General features: G+C 66.9%; 11 protein-coding genes. 5 read left to right on the top strand and 6 right to left on the bottom strand.

The annotated features are described in order from the left end of the window. Positions 1 to 2586, top strand: a complete 2586-nt coding sequence (gene ligD / locus ABE546_RS04260) for a DNA ligase D (RefSeq protein WP_346462783.1) — start codon at positions 1 to 3, stop codon at positions 2584 to 2586. Here the strand turns inward: ligD and ABE546_RS04255 are convergent, their stop codons facing one another. The 4 genes from ABE546_RS04255 to adh form a co-directional block, all read right to left on the bottom strand. Further along, the gene (locus ABE546_RS04255; RefSeq protein ID WP_102788777.1) at positions 2587 to 2982 is read right to left on the bottom strand and encodes a hypothetical protein; all 396 of its coding nucleotides are present in this window, start codon (positions 2980 to 2982) and stop codon (positions 2587 to 2589) included. It abuts the gene before it with no gap. A 56-nt stretch (positions 2983 to 3038) separates the two neighbouring features. Continuing rightward, positions 3039 to 3416: a DUF779 domain-containing protein gene (locus tag ABE546_RS04250; protein WP_070474214.1), complete on the bottom strand. Its 378-nt coding sequence runs from the start codon at positions 3414 to 3416 to the stop codon at positions 3039 to 3041. 81 nt (positions 3417 to 3497) lie between these two features. Then, entirely contained in the window at positions 3498 to 4526 is a 1029-nt protein-coding gene (gene adhP / locus ABE546_RS04245; protein WP_176990769.1) for an alcohol dehydrogenase AdhP, read from the bottom strand. 83 nt (positions 4527 to 4609) lie between these two features. Continuing rightward, complete coding sequence (gene adh / locus ABE546_RS04240; protein WP_313210554.1) at positions 4610 to 6139, bottom strand: aldehyde dehydrogenase; 1530 nt, start codon at positions 6137 to 6139, stop codon at positions 4610 to 4612. A gap of 239 nt (positions 6140 to 6378) precedes the next feature. Here adh and ABE546_RS04235 point away from each other — a divergent pair, with 239 nt between their 5' ends. After that, positions 6379 to 8262 (top strand): sigma-54-dependent Fis family transcriptional regulator, encoded by a 1884-nt coding sequence (locus ABE546_RS04235; protein WP_346462782.1) that lies wholly within the window; start codon positions 6379 to 6381, stop codon positions 8260 to 8262. A gap of 19 nt (positions 8263 to 8281) precedes the next feature. Here the strand turns inward: ABE546_RS04235 and eda are convergent, their stop codons facing one another. Further along, positions 8282 to 8920, bottom strand: coding sequence for a bifunctional 4-hydroxy-2-oxoglutarate aldolase/2-dehydro-3-deoxy-phosphogluconate aldolase (eda, locus tag ABE546_RS04230; RefSeq protein WP_346462781.1), 639 nt, complete (start codon positions 8918 to 8920; stop codon positions 8282 to 8284). Further along, positions 8907 to 9923 carry a sugar kinase gene (locus ABE546_RS04225; RefSeq protein WP_313210560.1) on the bottom strand — a complete coding sequence of 339 codons (1017 nt, stop codon included), beginning with the start codon at positions 9921 to 9923 and terminating at the stop codon, positions 8907 to 8909. Before ABE546_RS04225 ends, eda begins: the two co-directional genes overlap by 14 nt. A gap of 271 nt (positions 9924 to 10194) precedes the next feature. Between ABE546_RS04225 and ABE546_RS04220 the strand changes: the two genes are divergently transcribed. The 3 genes from ABE546_RS04220 (at position 10195) to ABE546_RS04210 (ending at position 20362) form a co-directional block, all read left to right on the top strand. Next, positions 10195 to 12951, top strand: coding sequence for a TonB-dependent receptor (locus ABE546_RS04220; protein WP_346462780.1), 2757 nt, complete (start codon positions 10195 to 10197; stop codon positions 12949 to 12951). 261 nt (positions 12952 to 13212) lie between these two features. After that, a complete protein-coding gene (locus tag ABE546_RS04215; RefSeq protein WP_346462779.1) occupies positions 13213 to 16392 on the top strand; it encodes a TonB-dependent receptor in 3180 nt (1059 codons plus the stop codon). A gap of 151 nt (positions 16393 to 16543) precedes the next feature. Next, the gene (locus tag ABE546_RS04210; protein ID WP_346462778.1) at positions 16544 to 20362 is read left to right on the top strand and encodes a LamG-like jellyroll fold domain-containing protein; all 3819 of its coding nucleotides are present in this window, start codon (positions 16544 to 16546) and stop codon (positions 20360 to 20362) included. Positions 20363 to 20372: the final 10 nt, after the last annotated feature.

Below are 20372 nucleotides of genomic sequence, written 5' to 3'. Positions count from 1 at the left end.
GTGTCCCTGCAGGAATATCGCCGCAAACGCCGTTTCGACGGCACCCCCGAGCCGGACGCCGAGCGCCGCGGTGCGCTGGCGCGCCGGCCGATCTTCGTCGTGCAGCTGCACCACGCCAGTTCGCGCCATTATGATTTCCGGCTGGAAGCCGATGGCGTGCTCAAGAGCTGGGCGGTACCCAAAGGCCCCTCGCTGCGCGTCGGTGAAAAACGGCTTGCGGTGGAGGTCGAGGATCACCCGCTGTCCTACGCGACCTTTGCCGGCGACATCCCCAGTGGCCACTACGGCGCCGGGCATGTGGACGTCTACGACCACGGCACCTGGGCCTGCGATGGCGATCCGCTGGAGGCGATCGCGGCCGGCAAGGTGGACTTCGTCCTGCACGGTGAGCGGCTCAAGGGCGGCTGGAAACTGGTGCGCACCGCGATGAAGGGCAAGCAGCATCAGTGGCTGTTGATCAAACGCGATGACGAGGAGGCCAGGGATATGGAGGCTGATGATCTGTTGGAGGCACCGCCCAAGGCAGGCAAGCGCGCAAGCGCGACGAAGGTTGCCGCTGCCAACGCCAGCAAAGCTGCCCCGGCAAGGAAGACCGCGCCGGCCAAGGCCGCGACAGGTAGCCCCGCACGCAAGGCCGAACGCAAGGCCGATGCGCGCTGGTCCAAGCGCGCGCTGGCCCTGCAGGGCGCTCGCACAACGCCCTACCCACATGACTTCAAGCCCCAGCTGACCGATCACCGTGCCACCGCACCGGACGGCGAGCAGTGGCTGCACGAGATCAAATGGGACGGCTATCGCCTGCTGGCCGATGTGCGCGATGGCGTGGTGTCGCTGCGCTCACGCGGCGGGTTGAACTGGACCGACGATTTCCCCGAGGTGGTGCAGGCGATCGAGCGGCTGCCGGTGCGCGATCTGCGCCTGGACGGTGAGCTGGTGGTGCTGGATGCGCAGGGCCGCAGCGACTTCACTGCATTGCAGAAGGTCATCGATGGCACCGCCAAACAGCCGCTGCGCTATGTGGTGTTCGACATGCCCGGCATCGCCGGGGTGGATGTCAGCCGGGTGCCGCTGCTGGCGCGCAAGGCCCTGCTCAAGGACCTGCTGGGCAGCAAGCCGGACACCCTGGCCTACAGCGACCATGTGCGCGACCACGGCCCGGCGGTGTTCGCCGCCAGTGGCGAGGCCGGGTTCGAAGGCATCATCAGCAAGCGGATCGATGCGCCCTACGTCAACGCACGCTCACGCGACTGGATCAAGATCAAGCACGAGAACACCGATGAGTTCCTCATCGTCGGCTATACCGAACCGAAGGGATCGCGCAGCGGTTTCGGCTCGCTGCTGATGGCCAAACCGGAAAAGGGCGGATTGCGTTATGTCGGCCGCGTCGGCACGGGCTTCGACGATGCCGCGCTGCGCGCGCTGACCAAGCAACTGATGCCCCTGACGGTGAAGGACGCGGTGGTGGCGCTGCCCACGCATGTGCCGTTCACCGCGCGCAGCGTGCACTGGGTGACGCCGGTTGTGGTGGCGGAAGTCGCTTTCCGTGGGTGGGCCAAGGAAGGGCTGCTGCGCCAGGCCAGTTTCAAGCGCCTGCGCGAGGATAAACAGCCGAAGGATCTGGGCGCCACAGCTACTGCCGTCTCCCCTACCGTCTCCACTACCGCGGCCTCCGCCACCCCGGCCGGAACGCGCGGGCGAAAGAAGGCAGCTACGGCCGCGCAGGACGAGAGCACCGTGACGATCAGCCATCCCGAGCGCGTGGTGTTCGCCAAGGCGAAGATCACCAAGGGCGAGGTGGCCGACTACTACCGCCGCATGGCGCGCTGGATCCTGCCCGAGGTGGCGCACCGCCCGCTGTCGGTGCTGCGCTGCCCGGACGGGGTGGACAAGCCCTGCTTCTTCCAGAAACACCATGGCACCGGCCTGGGTGGCGCGGTCAAGGCGATCCCGCTGGAGCAGAAGAGCGGGCGCGAAGACTACCTCTACATCGAGGACGTGGAGGGTCTGCTGCAGCTGGTGCAGATGAACACCCTGGAGCTGCATCCTTGGGGCGCCACCGTCGAGGATCCCGAACATCCGGACCGGCTGGTGTTCGATCTGGATCCGGGCGAAGGCGTGAACTGGACGCAGATCAAGGCCGCCGCACGCGATGTGCGCGCGCGTCTGCAGGAAGCCGGGCTGGAGAGTTTCGTCCGGCTCTCCGGCGGCAAGGGCGTGCACGTGGTGGTGCCCTTGCAGCCCAAGGCCGACTGGGCGCAGGCCAAGGACTTCTGCGAGGCGTTTGCGCAGGCCATGGCCACCCAGGCACCGGAGCGCTATGTGGCGACGATGAGCAAGGCAAAGCGCGACGGGGTGATCTTCATCGACTGGCTGCGCAATGCGCGCGGCGCCACCAGCGTGAGCTCGTGGTCGCTGCGGGCGCGACCGGGTGCCGGCGTGGCGGTGCCACTGCGTTGGGAAGAACTGGGTCGCATCGCGGCGCCGGACGCCTTCCCGATGGCGAAGGCGCTGCAGCGCGCGGAGCGGCTGAAGCAGGACCCGTGGGAAGGCATGAAGCAGGTGAAGCAGGTGCTGCCGGGCAGCTGATCAGGCGCGCGCTGGCCGGAACCGCGTGCCTACCCACAGGCCCACGAATGCCTGCACCGGCAGCGAGACCAGCAGGATCACCACGAACCAGAACGGGAAATCGCTGCCGAAATCCCACGCGGTGTAGATCGATGCGGCCGCGATCACCGCCCACACCACGCCGCCGTGCACACGCGGCCAGGTCGGCGCATAACGGCTGGCAAAGGCGATCGCGGCGATGCCGCTGAGGATCGTCCAGGCCAGGTCCCAGGCCAGCTGCGGCTCGCCGCCCGGCGGAATGCGCAGCAACGGCACCAGCCACGAACCGAGGCTGTTGACCAGCACCATCACCGCGAACGCGAACACGACAGCCAGTACGGACAGCAGTGGATTCTTCAGGGCGGACCACACAGGCATGGCAGGGGCGTCACGGCGGGGGAGCCGCCATTATGGACGGGTTGCCGCGGCGTGTTTCAGACCCGGCCGGCTGCCTTGAGCTGGGCGAACTCGTCATCACTGAACAGCCGTGAGCGGACCAGGAAGCGCACGCCCTCGCCGTTCTCCAGCGAGAACATGCCGCCCCGGCCAGGCACCACGTCGATGATCAGCTGGGTGTGCTTCCAGTATTCGAACTGCGCGGGGCTGATGTAGAACGGCGCCCCGCCGATTTCGCCCATGCGCACGTCACGGTCGCCCACGATGAAATCGCCCTGGGCGAAACACATCGGCGAGGAGCCGTCGCAGCAGCCACCGGACTGGTGGAACAGCAGGTCGCCATGGCGGGCCTGCAATGTCTCGATCAGCTGGAGGGCCGGGAGCGTGGCCATTACCTGGAGCGGGAGGTCGGGCATGATCGGGGCTCTCCGAGCCGGCCAGCGGCCGGCACTACCGTGAAACAGGCGCTGCCGATGGCTCGGCAGCGCGCCGTGTGCTTACGCGCTCATGTCCAGTACCACGCGGCCTTCGATCTTGCCGGCCTGCATGCGCGCGAAGATGTCGTTGATGTTCTCCAGCGAATCGCTGGTGACCGTCGCGGCGACCTTGCCCTGCTCGGCGAATTCCAGCGATTCCTGCAGGTCCAGGCGGGTGCCGACGATCGAGCCACGCACGGTGATGCCGTTGAGCACCATGCCGAAGATGTCCAGCGGGAAGTTGCCCGGCGGCAGGCCGTTCAACGAGACCGTGCCACCGCGGCGGACCATGCCCAGTGCCTGCTCGAAGGCCTTCGGCGAGACGGCGGTGACCAGTGCGCCATGTGCCCCGCCGATCTCCTTCTTCAGGAACGCGGCCGGATCGGTGTTGCGTGCGTTGACCGTGATCGTCGCGCCCAGCCGCTCGGCCAGGGCGAGCTTGCCGTCGTCGATATCCACTGCCGCCACGTTCAGGCCCATCGCCTTGGCGTACTGCACGGCCATGTGGCCCAGCCCGCCAATGCCGGAAATCACCACCCACTGGCCCGGCTTCGTATCGGTGACCTTCAGGCCCTTGTAGACCGTGACGCCGGCGCACAGGATCGGCGCGACCTCGATGAAGCCCACGCTCTTGGGCAGCAGCCCGACATACGCCGCGTTGGCCAGGGCGTACTCGGCGAACCCGCCGTTCACCGAGTAACCGGTGTTCTGCTGCGCTTCGCACAGGGTTTCCCAGCCGCCCAGGCAGTGCTCGCAGTAGCCGCACGCCGAATACAGCCACGGGATGCCGACACGGTCGCCTTCTCGGATATGGCTGACACCCGCACCCACCGCCACCACGTGGCCGACGCCCTCGTGGCCGGGAATGAAGGGCGGGTTTGGTTTGACCGGCCAGTCCCCGTCCACCGCATGCAGGTCGGTGTGGCACACGCCACAGGCTTCGATCTTCACCAGGATGTCGCCGGGCCCCGGACGCGGCACCTCGACTTCCTCGATACGCAACGGCTTTCCGAATTCGCGGACGACAGCGGCCTTCATGGTCTTGTTCATGCGTGGATCTCCGTGGATTGCCAATCACTGCACTGTGGCGCCGGCCGCATGCCGGCGCCTTGATCGGGATCAAGCCCGGGGGCTCAGAAGAAGCCCAGCTTCTTGGGCGAATAGCTGACCAGCAGGTTCTTGGTCTGCTGGTAGTGGTCGAGCATCATCTTGTGGTTCTCGCGGCCGATGCCCGACTGCTTGTAGCCACCGAAGGCGGCATGCGCCGGATAGGCGTGGTAGCAGTTGGTCCACACCCGCCCGGCCTGGATGCCGCGGCCCATGCGGTACAGGCGCGAGGCATCGCGGCTCCACACGCCGGCACCGAGGCCGTACAAGGTGTCGTTGGCCAGCTCCAGTGCTTCTTCCTCGGTCTTGAAGGTGGTCACCGAGACCACCGGCCCGAAGATTTCTTCCTGGAACACGCGCATCTTGTTGTGGCCCTTGAACACGGTCGGCTTCACGTAGAAGCCGCCGGCCAGGTCGCCGTCGAGGGTGGCCTGCTCGCCGCCGATCAGCACCTCCGCGCCTTCCTGCCGGCCGATGTCGAAGTAGGACAGAATCTTCTCCAGCTGCTCGGAGGAGGCCTGCGCACCGACCATCGTGTTGGGGTCCAGCGGGTTGCCCTGCTTGATCGCGGCCACGCGCTTGAGCGCGCGCTCCATGAATCTGTCGTAGATCGATTCCTGGATCAGCGCACGCGACGGGCAGGTGCACACCTCGCCCTGGTTGAAGGCGAACAGCACGAAGCCTTCGATGGCCTTGTCCAGGAAATCATCGTCCTCGGCCATCACATCGGCGAAGAAAATGTTGGGCGACTTGCCGCCCAGTTCCAGCGTCACCGGAATCAGGTTCTGGCTGGCGTACTGCATGATCAGCCGGCCGGTGGTGGTTTCACCGGTGAAGGCGATCTTGGCGATGCGCGGGTTGGACGCCAGCGGCTTGCCCGCCTCCACGCCGAAGCCGTTGACCACGTTGAGCACGCCGGCCGGCAGCAGGTCGCCGATCACCTCCATCAGCACCAGGATCGAGGCCGGGGTCTGCTCGGCCGGCTTGAGCACCACGCAGTTGCCGGCGGCCAGCGCCGGCGCCAGCTTCCAGGCGGCCATCAGCATCGGGAAATTCCACGGGATGATCTGCCCGACCACGCCGAGCGGCTCGTGGAAGTGGTAGGCGATGGTGTCCTTGTCGATCTCCGACAGGCTGCCTTCCTGCGCGCGCACCGCCCCGGCGAAGTAGCGGAAGTGGTCGGCCATCAGCGGGATGTCGGCGTTGAGCGTTTCGCGGATCGGCTTGCCGTTGTCCCAGGTCTCGGCATGGGCGAGCAGCTCGAGATTTTCTTCGATGCGGTCGGCGATCCGGTTGAGGATGTTGGCGCGCTCGGTGGTCGAGGTCTGGCCCCAGGCGGTCTTGGCCGCGTGGGCGGCGTCCAGCGCCGCTTCGATGTCCTCGGCGTTGGAGCGGGCGACCTCGGTGAACACCTTGCCGGTCACCGGCGTGGTGTTGTCGAAATACTGACCGCTGCGCGGCGCCACCCACTCCCCGCCGATGTAATTGCCGTAGCGCGGCTTGAAGATGGACTGCGGGTCGGTGGCGTGCGGCTTGGCGGACGTGACGGCATTCATGGGTGCATCTCCGGATGGCGGTGGACAGGCCCGGTAAGGGTCTGTTCCATGGCGCAAGGACGATGCCAGGTTCGACGTGGTGCGGTGCGACATGGCCTCACCCGGCGCACCGATTGGGGAGGCCCGCGGAAACTGGTGCGGTGCGCCACCGCCGGTCATTGCACGGTAACGCCGGGTGTGGTGTTTATCGGAACAGGCCCCGCTACAACTGTCGCAGATTGCGACACTGGAGAATCCAGGTGTCCCAGCTCCCGCTCCAGCACCGTGTCGGCAATGCGCGACGCTCCTTTTTCGAGCGCGGCGCGGCGCCGGTCGGCATCGTGCCCGACACCATCCTGCAGTCGTGGCAGCGCTGCCAGCGCGGCGGGCTCTCGGTGGACGCACAGCCGGAGGTCGAACCGCTGCCGGACGCCCGCCTGCGCGAGCTGCGTCAGCGCCAGGAAACACTGTGGCGGTTGGCGCGGCCGGAGCTGGATGGCCTGGCCGCCGACATCGCCGCGACCGGCAGCATCGCGCTGCTCACCGACGAAGACGGCTGGATCCTGGATGCGGAGGGCAACCCGGGTTTCCTCGACAAGGCCGGGCGGGTGGCGTTGATGCCAGGCGTGCGCTGGGATGAAACCACGGTGGGCACCAATGCGATCGGCACCGCCATCGTCGAAGGTCGCTCGGTGGAGGTGCGTGGCGGTGAGCACTACTTCGCCCCGCACGCGATCCTGACCTGTTCGGCGACGCCGATCTTCGACCCGTACGGGCAGCGTGTGGGCGTGCTCGACATCTCCGGCGACGCGCGCCAGCAGCACCTGCACGCCCGTGTGCTGGCACGGCAGGCGGTGGCGCATATCGAGCACCGCTACTTCGAGGCGGGACTGGGCGATTGCGAGGTGGTCCGCCTGCATCACGACGCCGGCCTGCTCGGTACCGCGCGCGAAGGCGTGCTGGGCTTCCGCAATGGCCGCCTGGTGGCCGCCAACCGCGCCGGGCTGGCCCTGTTCGGTCTGGACCACGGCGACATCGGCAGGGCGCCCTACGCGGCGCTGTTCGATGGTCCGCTCTCGCGGCTGCACGATGATGGCGCGCTGGTTGATCGCCAGGGACGCGCGCTCTACGGCCACGTGAGCCCTGCCGGCGGCGCCACGGTCCGCTCGCCGCTGCCCGCGCGTCCGGCCGCCGCCGCACCCGCGCGTGCCGCCGGGGCAGCGGTGCGGGTGGATGCCAGCCCCCTGTTCGACGCCGCCCAGCAGCAGGTGCTCGAGCGCGCCTGCCGCGTGCTGGACGCGCAGTTGCCGGTGCTGCTGCAGGGCGAGACCGGCACCGGCAAGGAGGTGTTCGCACGCGAACTGCATCGGCGCAGCACGCGTGCCGACAAACCGTTCGTGGCGGTCAACTGCGCGGCGCTGCCGGAAGGGCTGATCGAAGCCGAGCTGTTCGGCTACGAGGAAGGGGCCTTCACCGGTGCGCGCAAGAGCGGCAATACCGGCCTGCTGCGCCAGGCCCAGGGCGGCGTGCTGTTCCTCGATGAGATCGGCGACATGCCGCTGGCGCTGCAGCCGCGCCTCCTGCGGGTGTTGCAGGAGCGCACGCTGTCACCGCTGGGCGGCGGCAAGCCGGTGCAACTGGATTTCGCCCTGATCTGCGCCACCCACCGTGATCTCGATGTGGCGATGACCGCCGGTGACTTCCGCAGCGATCTCTACTACCGCATCGCCGATCACAGCGTGCATCTGCCCGCCCTTCGCGAGCATGCCGGCCGTGCGGCGCTGGTGCAGGGCCTGTGGCAACGCCTTGGCCAGGGCCGGCAACTGGAGTCCGCCGCGCTGGAGGCGTTGGCCGGGTATGCCTGGCCAGGCAATGTGCGGCAGTTGTGCTCGTGCCTGCGCACGCTGGTGGCGCTGAGCGATCCGGGCGAGGTGATCCTGCATGGGATGCTGCCGGCCTATCTGCACAGGGTGCACGCAGCGGTGATGCCATCCACGGCAGAAGGGCTGGAGGCGATGACCGAAACCGCCATGCGCGACGCGCTGCGCGCGAGCAACGGCAATGTCGCCGAGGCGGCGCGCGCGCTGGGCATCAGCCGCAGCACGCTGTATCGCCGCGTCGGCGCAACGGCCCGCCGCCACTGAGGCGGCAGGCCCTGCAGGCTTAGCCGACCAGCGCGGCCGAATCGCGTGCCAGCTGCTCGATGCCGGTCCAGTCCTTGGCCTGCAGCAGGGCCCGGGTGGTCAGCCAGGACCCGCCCACGCACAGCACGTTGGGCAGGTGGAGGAAATCGCGCGCGGTCTGCGCGCTGATGCCGCCGGTCGGGCAGAAGCGCACATCGCCGAACGGGCCGTTCCATGCCGAGAGCATGGCCGCGCCGCCGGCCTGCACGGCCGGGAAGAACTTGAAGGTATCCAGGCCGTGCTCCAGGCCGAGCATCAGCTCCGACGAGGTCGCCACGCCCGGCAGGAACGGCAGATCGGTATCGCGCGCGGCGGCGTACAGGCGCGGGGTCGCACCCGGCGATACCGCAAAGCGCCCGCCCACCTGCTTGACCTTCTCCATCTGCGCGGCGGTCAGCACGGTGCCGGCGCCGACCACGGCATCAGGCACCGCCTCCACCATGGCCTGGATCGCGTCCATCGCCATCGGCGTGCGCAGCGTCACTTCGATCACCGGCAGGCCGCCGTTGAACAGTGCGCGCGCGACCTCGACGGCATCGTCGACGTTTTCCGGGGTGAACACCGGAATCACCGGGGCCAGTTTCAGGACTGCGCGTACGCGTGGATCAGCGCCGGACATCGAATCGCTCCTCGCCCGTGAGGGCCATGATGTCAGCCTCGCTGACAGGGTTGAAGTCGCCGGGGATCGAGTGCTTCAGGCAGCCTGCGGCGAGGCCGAAACGCACGATCGCGTCTGGCGCGAAGCCGCGCATCATGCCATGCAGGATGCCGGCGGCGAAGGCGTCGCCACCGCCGATGCGGTCCACGATGCCGATCATTTCGCGGGTTGGCGCCACCGCGCGGGTGCCATCACGGCCGATCAGCATCGCCCCGAGTGCATGGTTGTCCACGCTGTGCGGGGTGCGCTGGGTGCAGGCCATCCACTGCAACCGCGGGAACGCGGCGAAGGCCTGCGCCGCGGCCGCATCGACGCGCTCACGCACATCGGCCTGCTCGAACGCACCCCCGAGCACCACGCCGATATCGCGGTAGTCAGCGAAGACGAGATCGGCGCAGGCGAACAATTCGCGCAGGATGCCAGGCGCATCGCCCTGCCAGCGCGCCCACAGCGACGGGCGGAAGTTGCCGTCGAAGGACACCTTCACGCCGCGCGCGCACGCCGCACGGGCTGCAGCCAGCGTGGCCTGGGCCATCGCCGGGTTGAGCGCCGGGCTGACCCCTGACAGGTGCAGCCAGTCGGCGCCGGCCAGCAGCGTGTCCCAGTCGTAGTCGGCGGGACTGCTGTTGGCGAAGGCCGAATCGGCGCGGTCGTAGACCACTTCACTGGCACGCTGTACGGCGCCGGTGGTCAGGAAGTACAGGCCCATCCGGCCGTCGGTGCGCCGCACGGCGGTGGTGTCCACGCCGTGGCGGCGCAGCTCGCCCAGCGCGAACTCGCCCAGCGGGTTGGACGGCACCGTGCTGACCGCCGCCACTGCATGCCCAAGATGGGCCAGCGAGACACCAACGTTGGCCTCCGCGCCCCCCGCGTGAACCGCCAACTGGCCGCGCTGCAGCAACAGCTCGCGGCCGGGGGCGCTCATGCGCAGCAACAACTCTCCGAAACAGACAACACGACTCATGGTCCTGGATCCTTGTGAGGGCCGCGGACGCCGCAAGGACGCCCAGCAGCAATGGCTAGCGGTGTCATTCTAGCGATGGACGCCGCCCCGTCCACCTGTCCCGAATGTCGGAACCATTGTCCTGCAAGCGTCTGCGAGACATTAAAAGTCTGCTGCGGTGCAAGATGCCGGATCAGTAACGGGCTGTTAACGTCCGCCCTGACCAGCGGTGTCATTGCACTGACATGTCGTTGGATAGCTGTTTCATGTAGCACCTTGGGAGAGGGAAAACATGCAAGTCCAGAACACGCAGAAAAAGACACCGGTTACCTTGCTCGCATTGTCGATCGGCCTGGCGCTGAGTGGTACCGCGCTGGCCCAGGATGCGGGCACCAACCCCACCGACCTGGATACCGTCACCGTCACCGGCTACCGCGCCAGTGTCGAGAAGGCGCTGGACATCAAGCGCGGCGAAGCCGGCGTGGTCGATGCCATCGTCGCCGAGGATATCGGCAAGTTCCCGGATCTGAACCTGGCCGAGTCGCTGCAGCGCATTCCCGGCGTGGTCATCACCCGTGAGGCCGGCGAAGGCCGCAACATCTCGGTGCGCGGCCTGGGCCCGGACTTCACCCGCGTGCGCATCAACGGCATGGAAGCGCTGACCACCGTCGGCGCCGGCGACCAGAGCGGCGGCACCAACCGTGGCCGTGGCTTCGATTTCAACGTGTTCGCCTCGGACCTGTTCTCGCAGTTGATGGTGCGCAAGACCGCCTCGGCGGACGTCGAGGAAGGCTCGCTGGGGGCCACGGTCGACCTGCGCACCGCGCGCCCGTTCGACTATGACGGCTTCACCTTCGCCGCCAGCGGCCAGGCCGGCTACAACGCGATGGCCGAAAAGGCCGACCCGCGCATGGCCGCGCTGATCTCCAACACCTTTGCCGATGGCACCTTCGGTGCCTTGTTGTCGGTGGCCTATTCCGAGCGCCAGGCGCTGGAAGAGGGCTCCAACACCGGCCGCTGGGCCAACGGCCCGAGCAACGGCAACTTCAATGCGGCCTCGCCGTTCGCCGCGGCGCGTTCGGCCAACGTCTACCACCCGCGCTTCCCGCGCTACGTGCAGATGGAGCATGAGCAGAAGCGCCTGGGCGTGACCGGTACCCTGCAGTGGAAGCCGAGCGACGCCACCGAGTTCTCGCTGGATGCGCTGTACTCCAAGATCGACGCCACCCGCGACGAGCATTACATCGAGGCGATCTCCTTCAGCCGTGGCACCAGCACCACGCCGCGCCTGGTCGGCAAGCCGGCGATGATCGTCAAGAACGGCGTGATCGAGAACAACGCGCTGGTCTACGGCGAGTTCGACAATGTCGACATCCGCACCGAAAACCGCCATGACGAGTGGAGCACCGAGTTCAAGCAGCTCAGCCTCAACGGCCAGCACCGCTTCGGCGATGACTTCACCTTGTCCGGCAAGGTCGGCATCTCGCGCTCCAAGCACGAGAATCCGGTGCAGACCACGATCATCATGGACAAGTACGACGTCGACAATTACAGCTACGACTACCGGGGCAACAGCCGGTTCCCGACGCTGAACTACGGCATCGACCCGACCAACCCCGCAGGCTGGGAACTGGCCGAAATCCGCCTGCGTCCGCAGTACGTGGACAACGACTTCGATACCGGCCAGCTCGACTTCAACTGGAACATCAGCCCTGGCTTCCGCCTGAAGGGCGGCGTGCTTGCCAAGGACTACACCTTCAAGACCACCGAACTGCGCCGTGCCAGCGAACTGGCCGTGCCCAACTTCGCCGATGGCACCAAGATCGTGCCGGTGGACATGACCGAGCAGGCCGGCCTGAAGGGCATCAACGGCAGCCCGTCCAACTGGGTGGTGCCGGATCTGAACGCGATTGCCGATCAGTTCGATATCTACAGCAACAGCGGCATCTTCGCCGTCGCCCCGCGCGCCAACAACGTGCGCAGCGTCGAAGAGAAGGACCGTGGTGCCTACCTGATGGGCGAGTTCTCCACCGAACTGGGCAGCCTGCCGTTGTCGGGTAACGTGGGTGTGCGCTACGTGCGCACCAAGCAGAGCTCCACCGGCCTGTCCACGCTGGCCACCGGTACGGTCTCCACCACGGAGAACCGCACCTACAACGACACCCTGCCCTCGTTCAACCTGGTGGCCGAAGTCACCCCTGACTTCCTGATCCGCCTCGGCGCGGCCAAGGTGATGAGCCGCCCGGGTCTGGGCAGCCTGACGCCGGGCGCAACGGTGGCCGTGGCCGGTGGTGCACGCACCATCTCCAGCGGCAACCCGGACCTGGAGCCGATCCGCGCGACCAACGTCGACCTCGGCTTCGAGTGGTACTTCGCCGAAGGCGCGATGGCCGGTATCGGTCTGTTCTACAAGGACATCGAGAGCTTCGTGCAGACCACCCGCGAAGTGCGTCCGTACTCCGACAGCGGCCTGCCTGCCTCGCTGCTGATCGGCACCGGTGCCTCGCCTGCCGACGACTTCACCTACAGCCGCCCGGTCAACACCCCCGGTGGTGAACTGCACGGCGTGGAAGCGAACTACACCCAGCCGTTCACCTTCCTGCCGGGCAAGTGGTCCAACCTCGGCGTGCAGTTGAACTACACCTGGGTGGAGTCGCAGATCCAGTACCTCAACGCTGCGGGCCAGCCGGTGATGAAGACCGACCTGACCGGTCTGTCCAAGTCGTCCTGGAACGCCACGCTGTTCTACGAAGGCAAGGTCTTCTCCGGCCGCGTCTCGGCGACCAACCGCGATGACTACCTGACCCAGGCACCGGGTACGGAAACCGGCTTCAACCTCGACGGTTACCACGGCATGACCGGCACCACGGTCCTTGATGCCTCGATCCGCTACACCATCAGCGACCAGCTCGAACTGAGCCTGGAAGGCATCAACCTGACCAACGAAGCCTCCGACGAGTGGGTCTACTCGCCGGCCACGGGTCGCCTGCCGCTGCAGTACACCGAAACCGGCCGCCAGTTCCTGCTGGGCGTGCGCTACAAGTTCTGATTCAACGGCAGTACCCACCGGCGGCGTGAGCGATCACGCCGCCGGCTGCGCGCACGCCGCCATCGTTGCCATCCCCGACCCTCGCCAGCACATGCACGCTGCTGCGGCGCAAGATGCCGCCCCGTGAAGGGTTTGTTACGTTTCGGATGACCAGCGGTGTCACGCGGCAAGGCGCGACAGACGCTCCGGGGGAGGCCGGACGTCATGACTCATCAACATCAAAGTCGCATGGCGGCGCACCCTGGGAGGGGGTTACACACGATGGATCGACTCGACACCCGTAAAAAGACACCGGTTACCCTGCTTGCGGTCTCAATCGCGTTCGCGCTGCAGGGCGTGGCCGGCATCGCCGCGGCACAGCAGACGCCCGAAGCGGCCGCCTCGCTCAACGCAGTGGATCTGGACAAGGTGGAGGTCAAGGCGACCTACCGCGAAAGCCTGCAGCAATCCCTGGATGAAAAGCGCTACAGCGTCGAGCAGGTCGATGCGATCTACGCCGAAGACATCGGCAAGTTCCCCGATCTGAACCTGGCCGAGTCGATGCAGCGCATCGCCGGCGTCTCGATCGATCGCGAAGGCGGTGAAGGCCAGCAGATCTCCGTGCGCGGCCTGGGCTCGGATTTCACCCGCGTGCGCATCAACGGTCTGGAAGCGCTGTCCACCGCCGGCAGCGGTACCACCGGCGTCAACCGCAGCCGCGGCTTCGACTTCAATACCTTCGCCTCGGAGCTGTTCAGCCGGGTCAAGATCAACAAGACCCAGTCGGCGCAGACCGATGAGGGCTCGCTCGGCGCCACCGTCGATCTTCGCGGCTCGCGCCCGTTCGATTTCGAGGGCTTCCAGGCCTCGCTCGGCGGCCAGTACGGCTTCAACGAGCTGTCCAGGAACAAGGACCCGCGCATCTCCGGGCTGATCAGCAACACCTGGGCCGACGGCCGGGTCGGCGCGCTGATGTCGGTGGCCTACAGCAAGCGCACCATCTTCGAAGAAGGCTACAACCCGGTCCGCTGGGAGCACGGCAACTACCGCAACTCCAACCAGAGCACCGCGGCCAACAACGGCACCTACGGCTTCTGCAGCCCGGCTGGTTACGACCCGCAGACCCCGCGCAATCCGCTGGCCAATGAAACCGCCGCCGGTGTCGGCAGCGCCGCCAACCAGGCGCGCAGCAACGGCTGGGGCAGCTACGGCATCGATGCGACCCACTGCGGCCCCGGCCTGGATCGCCCGGCCACGACCGCCGAGAGCATCGCCGCGTACGAGACCGCGACCAATGCCTGGATCCCGCGTTACCCGCGTTACATCCGCACCGAACATGAGATCGAGCGCCTGGGTGTCACCGGCGCGCTGCAGTTCAAGGTCAGCGACGACACGCAGTTGAACCTGGACATGCTGTACTCCAAGCTCGACAAGAATGTGCGCGAAGATTCGATCGGTGCCAACCTGCACCGCACCGCGCAGTACGGCGGCAAGACCCAGATCGTGGTCCGCGAGGCGCAGGCCGATGAACAGAACCGCCTGACCTACGGCGTGTTCGACAACGTCGACTTCCGCACCGAATCCACCGCGATCGAAGAGAGCACCGAATTCAAGCAGTTCAGCCTGAACCTGGAACATCGCTTCAACGACGCGGTGCGCCTGGATGCGGTGATCGGCCACTCCGAGTCGAACTATGAGCGGCCGGTCTTCTCGATGGTCAGCTTCGACAACAGCAACCTGGATGGCTTCGTGCTGGACATGCGCAACGGCAAGGTGCCGGCGATGTCCTTCCCGTTCGATCTCAACGCCGTGGACAACTGGAAGTGGCTGGGCTACGGCAGCACGCCGGTCAATGCCAACGGTACCGCGCGCGGCGGCAACATCAGCGAAGTGCGCTTGAACCCGCAGTACGTCGACAATGCCTTCGATACGGCCAAGGTCGACCTCACGTTCAACATCAACCCCACCTTCACCCTGCGCGGCGGTCTGGCCTACAAGGACTACGACATGAGCACGCAGGAGTACCGCAACATCAGCTACGGGCGCCTCTCCCAGGCGCTGCCGGCCGGTGTGGGCGTGGGTGACCTGAGCAACACCCTGAGCGGCTTCGGCAAGGGCATGGACGGCAACCTGCCCAACGCCTGGCTGGTGCCGGACTTCAACCAGATCGCCAAGCTGCTGGACATCTACTGCAACTGCAACACCGGCACGCTCGGCGGTGACTACCGCCTGGCCAGCGTCGGTCACTTCGGCGCATCGAACAACAACTTCGACGTCAACGAAAAAAGCTACGGCAGCTACCTGCAGCTGGACTTCAACACCGACCTGCTGGGCCGCGCGTTCCGCGGCAACCTGGGCGTGCGCTACGTGCAGACCCGCATCACCGCCGATGGCTATGCGCCGTGCACCGCCGCCAACGCCAACGATCTGTCCTCGGCCTGCGAACCGTTCTTCGGGGTGGCCAGCGCCACCGCCGATCCCGGCGAGCGCCTGCAGGTCGGCACCCGGGTCGGCCACAAGTACGACGACTGGCTGCCTTCGTTGAACCTGGCGTGGGACCTGAGCGATACCTTCGTGCTGCGCTTCGGCGCGGCCAAGACCATGGCCCGCCCGACCCTGTCCAACCTGTCGCCGAGCGTCAGCGGTGGCCCCACCGCGTACTTCGATGACGATCGCAGCTACTCGATCAACCTGGGCAACCCCAAGCTGGATCCGTTCCGCTCGACCAACTACGACCTGAGCGCGGAGTGGTACTTCGACGAAGGCGCGCTGCTGTCGGCCGCGGTGTTCTACAAGGACATCGAGAGCTACGTGCAGCGCACCCGCCTGCTCACCACCTGGGCGAACATGGGCTACTCGCTGGATCTGCTGCCGACCGGCTTCAGCCCGGACACGGTGTTCAACGTGCAGAGCTACTTCAATACCCCGGGCGGCCCGCTCAAGGGCTATGAAGTCTCCTACCAGCAGCCTTTCAGCTTCCTGCCCGGCTTCTGGCGCAACTTCGGCGTGCAGCTCAACTACACGCACGTCGAATCCAAGATCAAATACATGTTCAGCTCGGGAACCGGCAGCACGATCGTCACCACGTACACCGAAAACGACCTGCTGAACCTCTCGCCGAACTCGTACAACGCCACGCTGTACTACGACGACGGCCGCTTCAGCGCGCGCGTCTCCACCAGCTACCGCGACGCGTACATCAGCACCATCCTCTCGCAGGAAAACGTCTGGGACCTGGACGGCAACCAGTTCGCCACCGCCGATGTGCAGGGCAAGTACAGCGTGGAGAACGTGGATTTCAACATGTCCTACAAGGTCAACAAGAATCTCTCGCTGACCTTCGAGGCGATCAACCTGCTCGATACCGCCGATGAGCGCTATGTCGATTCGGCGCTGTCGCTGCCGGACCGCTACACCCACACTGGCCGCCAGTACTACCTCGGCCTGCGCTACAAGTTCTGACCGTGCTGCGTCTTCCGCCACCGCTATCGCGCCCGTCCCCGTCCTTCTCTCCGGGATGGCGGGCGCGGTGCCGGGGCGGGAGGCCACCGTAAGCGGCTGACCCCCGCTGCTGGTTCCGCTGTACTGTTTCTGCTGTCGAAAGGAAGGTCTCATGCATCGCGTTGTCGCCCCCTCGATCCGCCTCTCCCGCCTGTCCGCCAGCCTGCTGGCGCTGCTGCTTGCGGGCAGTGGCACCGCCTGGGCGCAGACCGCGCCGCAGCTGCTCTTCCACGTCTCGGCCGACCAGGGCCTGCAGGCCGACACCGCCGCGGGCGACCCGGTCCCCAACTTCGTGGACAAGGTGAAGCGGGTGCCGAACGGGGCGCACGGCAGCGCCATTGAGTGGGCGGATGATGGCGTGTTGTCGTGGAACGCGCCGGGCAACATCCAGGCCCAGCGCGGCACGCTGGGCTTCTTCTGGCGCGCGCGCTACGCGGTGGGCGAAGCACCGTTCGTGATCTTCCGGGTCGGCTACGCCGACCACAGCAGCTGGGACATGGCCTGGCTGCGCATCGACTGGAACGGCCACGGCTTCGATGCGTTCGTCACCGATGCCAACCTGGCGCGCACGCGCGTGTCGTTCAAGCTCGACCAGACTCCCTCGCCGCAGCAGTGGCAGCACATCGCCTTCGGCTGGGACGAAAACCACGGCGTGCGCCTGTACGTGGACGGCAAGGAAGTGGCCCGCCAGGAGACCACCGCCGACTACGACGCCGCACTCGATCAGCTCGGCCTGGCCGCGCGCGTGATGGCGCCCTACCAGGTGCAGAGCCGCTACAACTTCCTGCGCGGCAGCGACTTCGACGAGATCCGCGTCTACGACCGCCTGCTCGATCCGGCCGGCATGGCCGCCCTGGCGCGCAATGCCACGCCCGCCACCGCCGTGGCCGTGCCGGAGCCGATGCGCGCCTGGCGCCACCGCCATGGCTGGGACGCTGCGCCACCGCCGGCGCTGACCGCGCCGACCACCACGATCCGCAAGGTCGAGTTCGCCGATACCAAGGACCACAAACAGTGGATGTGGAAGGCGACCGACGGCATTGCCGAAACCACCTGGCCGGGCGTATACAACCGCTCGCGCCTGCCGGGCCGCAACGACTACTTCCAGCTGCCCGACTGGAACACCTACGTCGAGGGCGGCCAGCAGCTGGACCTGACCCTGCCGGCCGGTGAAAGCGTCAATCGCATCGAAGTGCGTGGCGCCGCGTTCGGCGGGCTCAGCCACAGCACCGACGGCCAGCCGTCGCAGACCCTGTTCCAGCGCCCGCAGGGCGTGGTGCGCAGCGTGAATGCCATTGCCGCACAGACCGGCGGCGTCCTGCACTTCCGCAATACCGAACAGGAAACGCCGATCCAGGAAATCTGGGCCTACCAGGTCAGCGACGCGGCCGAGCCGGAGGGCACGGTCAAGCAGCGCTACCTGGTCGACAGCCAGGCGCTGCCGGACTACACCAACATCGCGGCACTTCGGGAGTACATCGACGGCCGCTACCCGGCGGCCGAACGCAGCACGGTGATGGCGCTGCCCAAGGGCGCCGGCTCACGCAAGCGCACGGCCGACACGCTGCCCGCGCAACCGCTGCCGATCGTGCACGTACTGATTCCCTCCGGCGTCAGTGATGCCCCGGCGGCACAACCGCTGATCCGCAGCTGGGCGCACAGCTGGGAGAACATGCATGACGGCCTGGACGGCGTGGCCATCGACCTGCCCGCGCTGGACCTGCCCGCCACCCACGACGGGCTGATCCCGCTCAACATCCGCATCAAGGACCCGCTCTGGCCGGCGCGCGACATGATCGACGTGTCGGTGTCGGTCAAACCGGGCCAGAAGCGCACCCTGTGGCTGGATCTGCGCGACCGCATCCTCACCGCCGACAGCCTGTGGATCTCCATCGCCTCGGCCGCACCGGGGTTCAACGCCACCTCGCTGGACGGTGCGGAAATCCGCATGGTCTACAAGGACCGCGAGGAGGCGAAGAAGGAGCACATCGCCGATCGTTTCAACCAGGTGCGTGACAACTGGGGCTTCCTGGTCGAAGAGCACACTACCTCCAAGCGCCAGCGCCTATACGCGCGCGTGTATGCCGATCTCAGTGATCTGCTGCGGGTGGACCCGGACCACGAACTCGGGCGCCTGTACTGGAACTACATCAGCTACAACAGCCAGGGCAAGCCGCCATTCACCCAGCCCGAGCCGCCCAAGGGCGTGCCGCTGTGGGCGTTCCGGCAGACCGAAGACCTCACCTACGTGCGCCGCTTCATCGAGTGGTGGATCGACCATCGGCAGATCGCCTACGGCGATTTCGGCGGTGGCATCTCCGACGATTCCGACCTGACCCAGCAGTGGCCCGGCCTGGCGCTGATGGGCGTGCAGCCGGACAAGCTCAATGCCTCGCTGACCGCGCTGTCCGATGCGGTGTACCGCAATGGCATGTTCAGCAACGGCTTGAGCACCATCGAAACCGATGAGCTGCACGCGTACGAGGAAGGCATCAACACCAACAGTGCGATGCTCTACCTCAACTGGGGCGATCCGCTCACCGTCGAGCGTCTGATGGAAACGGTGAAGGCGTTCGACCAACGCATCATCCTGCCCAACCCGCAGGGCCATCTGCTGTTCTCCAGCAACTGGTTCGGCGGCAACAAGGTGTACCGCGAACCGAACTGGCAATGGCAGAAGCCGTATTCCTTCCCGGTCCTGCACCCGGCGTTCCTGATCGGCCAGTACAACGCCGATCCGACCGGTCGCAAGCTGGTCACCGGGCTGGCCGATGGCTACCTGGCCCACGCCTACACCGACGACAAGGGACGCTGGGCGCTGCCGAACGAGATCAACTGGGCGACCGGCAAGACCCGTGGCGGCGAGCTCAACAACGGCTCGGGCAGCGGCGACATCATGCACACCTTCTGGGCGGCATGGCGCTGGACCGGCGATGACAAATACCTCAAGGCGCTGGACTACCGCGTCGAGCGGGGTGGCCCGGGCGCCTTGTCCAACCTGGGCGAGAACTACGTGGAAGCGCTGGGCCGCGGTGCCGAGTGGAACCCGCGCTTCATCAGCGATGCCGACGGTGGCAGCACCGGCTTCGCCAGCCTGATGGCGTGGCAGGCCACCGGCGACAAGAAGTACCTGGAGGCGCTGCATGCCGACGGCATCCAGGCCAAGGCGCAGCGCGAATACATGAACACCGAAGGCCACTGGTGGTCCGACCGTGTCGAAGCGCCAAGCGAATTCCTGCAGCGTGCACGCCTGGGCGGCATCGCGCTCAAGCGCAACCAGAGCTGGCCGGGCCACACCGTGAGCTGGCGCTTCGCCCAGCCGCAGGCCGCCGAGCAGGTCGCGCTGCTGGTGCATGCACCCTCGCCGGACCGCTTCAAGGTGATCGCCTACAACCTGGGCAAGCACGCAGTGGATGCGGAGATGAGCACCTGGAACGTCACCGCCGGGCAATGGCGGATGACCAGCGGCGTGGACCGCGACGGCGATGACACCATCGATGGCAAGGCCACCACGCGTGATCTCACCCTGGAGCGCAGTGCCTCGACCACGCTGCGGTTCGTGCCGGGCCAGAGCCAGGTGTTCGAGTTCGAGCTGGTGCAGGCCGGCACGCCGGTCGAACAGCGTGCCGACCTCGGCATCGGGCGCGGCGATGTGCGCGTGGACGGGCGTCAGGTGCAGGTGACCGTGCACAGCCTGGGCCACGTCGCCACCGGGGTGGGCGTGGCAGTGCTGGAGGATGCGAAGGGCCGCGAGCTGGCCCGGGCCGAGATTCCGAGTCTGGCGGCGCCGAGCGACCTGCTGCCGAAGACCACGACCGTCAGCTTGCCGCTGCCGGCCGGGGAGCGCGCTGGCCTGCGCGTGCGCGTGATGCAGGCCGACGGTGCGGCGGAAGTGACCCAGCGCAACAACGTGGTGGCGCTGGACCCATAACGCCATGCGG

Source organism: Stenotrophomonas sp. TWI377 (assembly GCF_039674525.1).
In the GTDB taxonomy this organism is placed as follows: domain Bacteria; phylum Pseudomonadota; class Gammaproteobacteria; order Xanthomonadales; family Xanthomonadaceae; genus Stenotrophomonas.
This window is presented reverse-complemented; position numbering and strand designations above follow the sequence as displayed.

Coding starts and splice junctions, on each gene's coding strand:
- ABE546_RS04255 (WP_102788777.1), bottom strand. CDS start 2,982: ATGCCTGTGTGGTCCGCCCTGAAGAATCCACTGCTGTCCGTACTGGCT.
- ABE546_RS04250 (WP_070474214.1), bottom strand. CDS start 3,416: ATGCCCGACCTCCCGCTCCAGGTAATGGCCACGCTCCCGGCCCTCCAG.
- adhP (WP_176990769.1), bottom strand. CDS start 4,526: ATGAACAAGACCATGAAGGCCGCTGTCGTCCGCGAATTCGGAAAGCCG.
- adh (WP_313210554.1), bottom strand. CDS start 6,139: ATGAATGCCGTCACGTCCGCCAAGCCGCACGCCACCGACCCGCAGTCC.
- eda (WP_346462781.1), bottom strand. CDS start 8,920: ATGTCCGGCGCTGATCCACGCGTACGCGCAGTCCTGAAACTGGCCCCG.
- ABE546_RS04225 (WP_313210560.1), bottom strand. CDS start 9,923: ATGAGTCGTGTTGTCTGTTTCGGAGAGTTGTTGCTGCGCATGAGCGCC.
- ABE546_RS04220 (WP_346462780.1), top strand. CDS start 10,195: ATGCAAGTCCAGAACACGCAGAAAAAGACACCGGTTACCTTGCTCGCA.
- ABE546_RS04215 (WP_346462779.1), top strand. CDS start 13,213: ATGGATCGACTCGACACCCGTAAAAAGACACCGGTTACCCTGCTTGCG.
- ABE546_RS04210 (WP_346462778.1), top strand. CDS start 16,544: ATGCATCGCGTTGTCGCCCCCTCGATCCGCCTCTCCCGCCTGTCCGCC.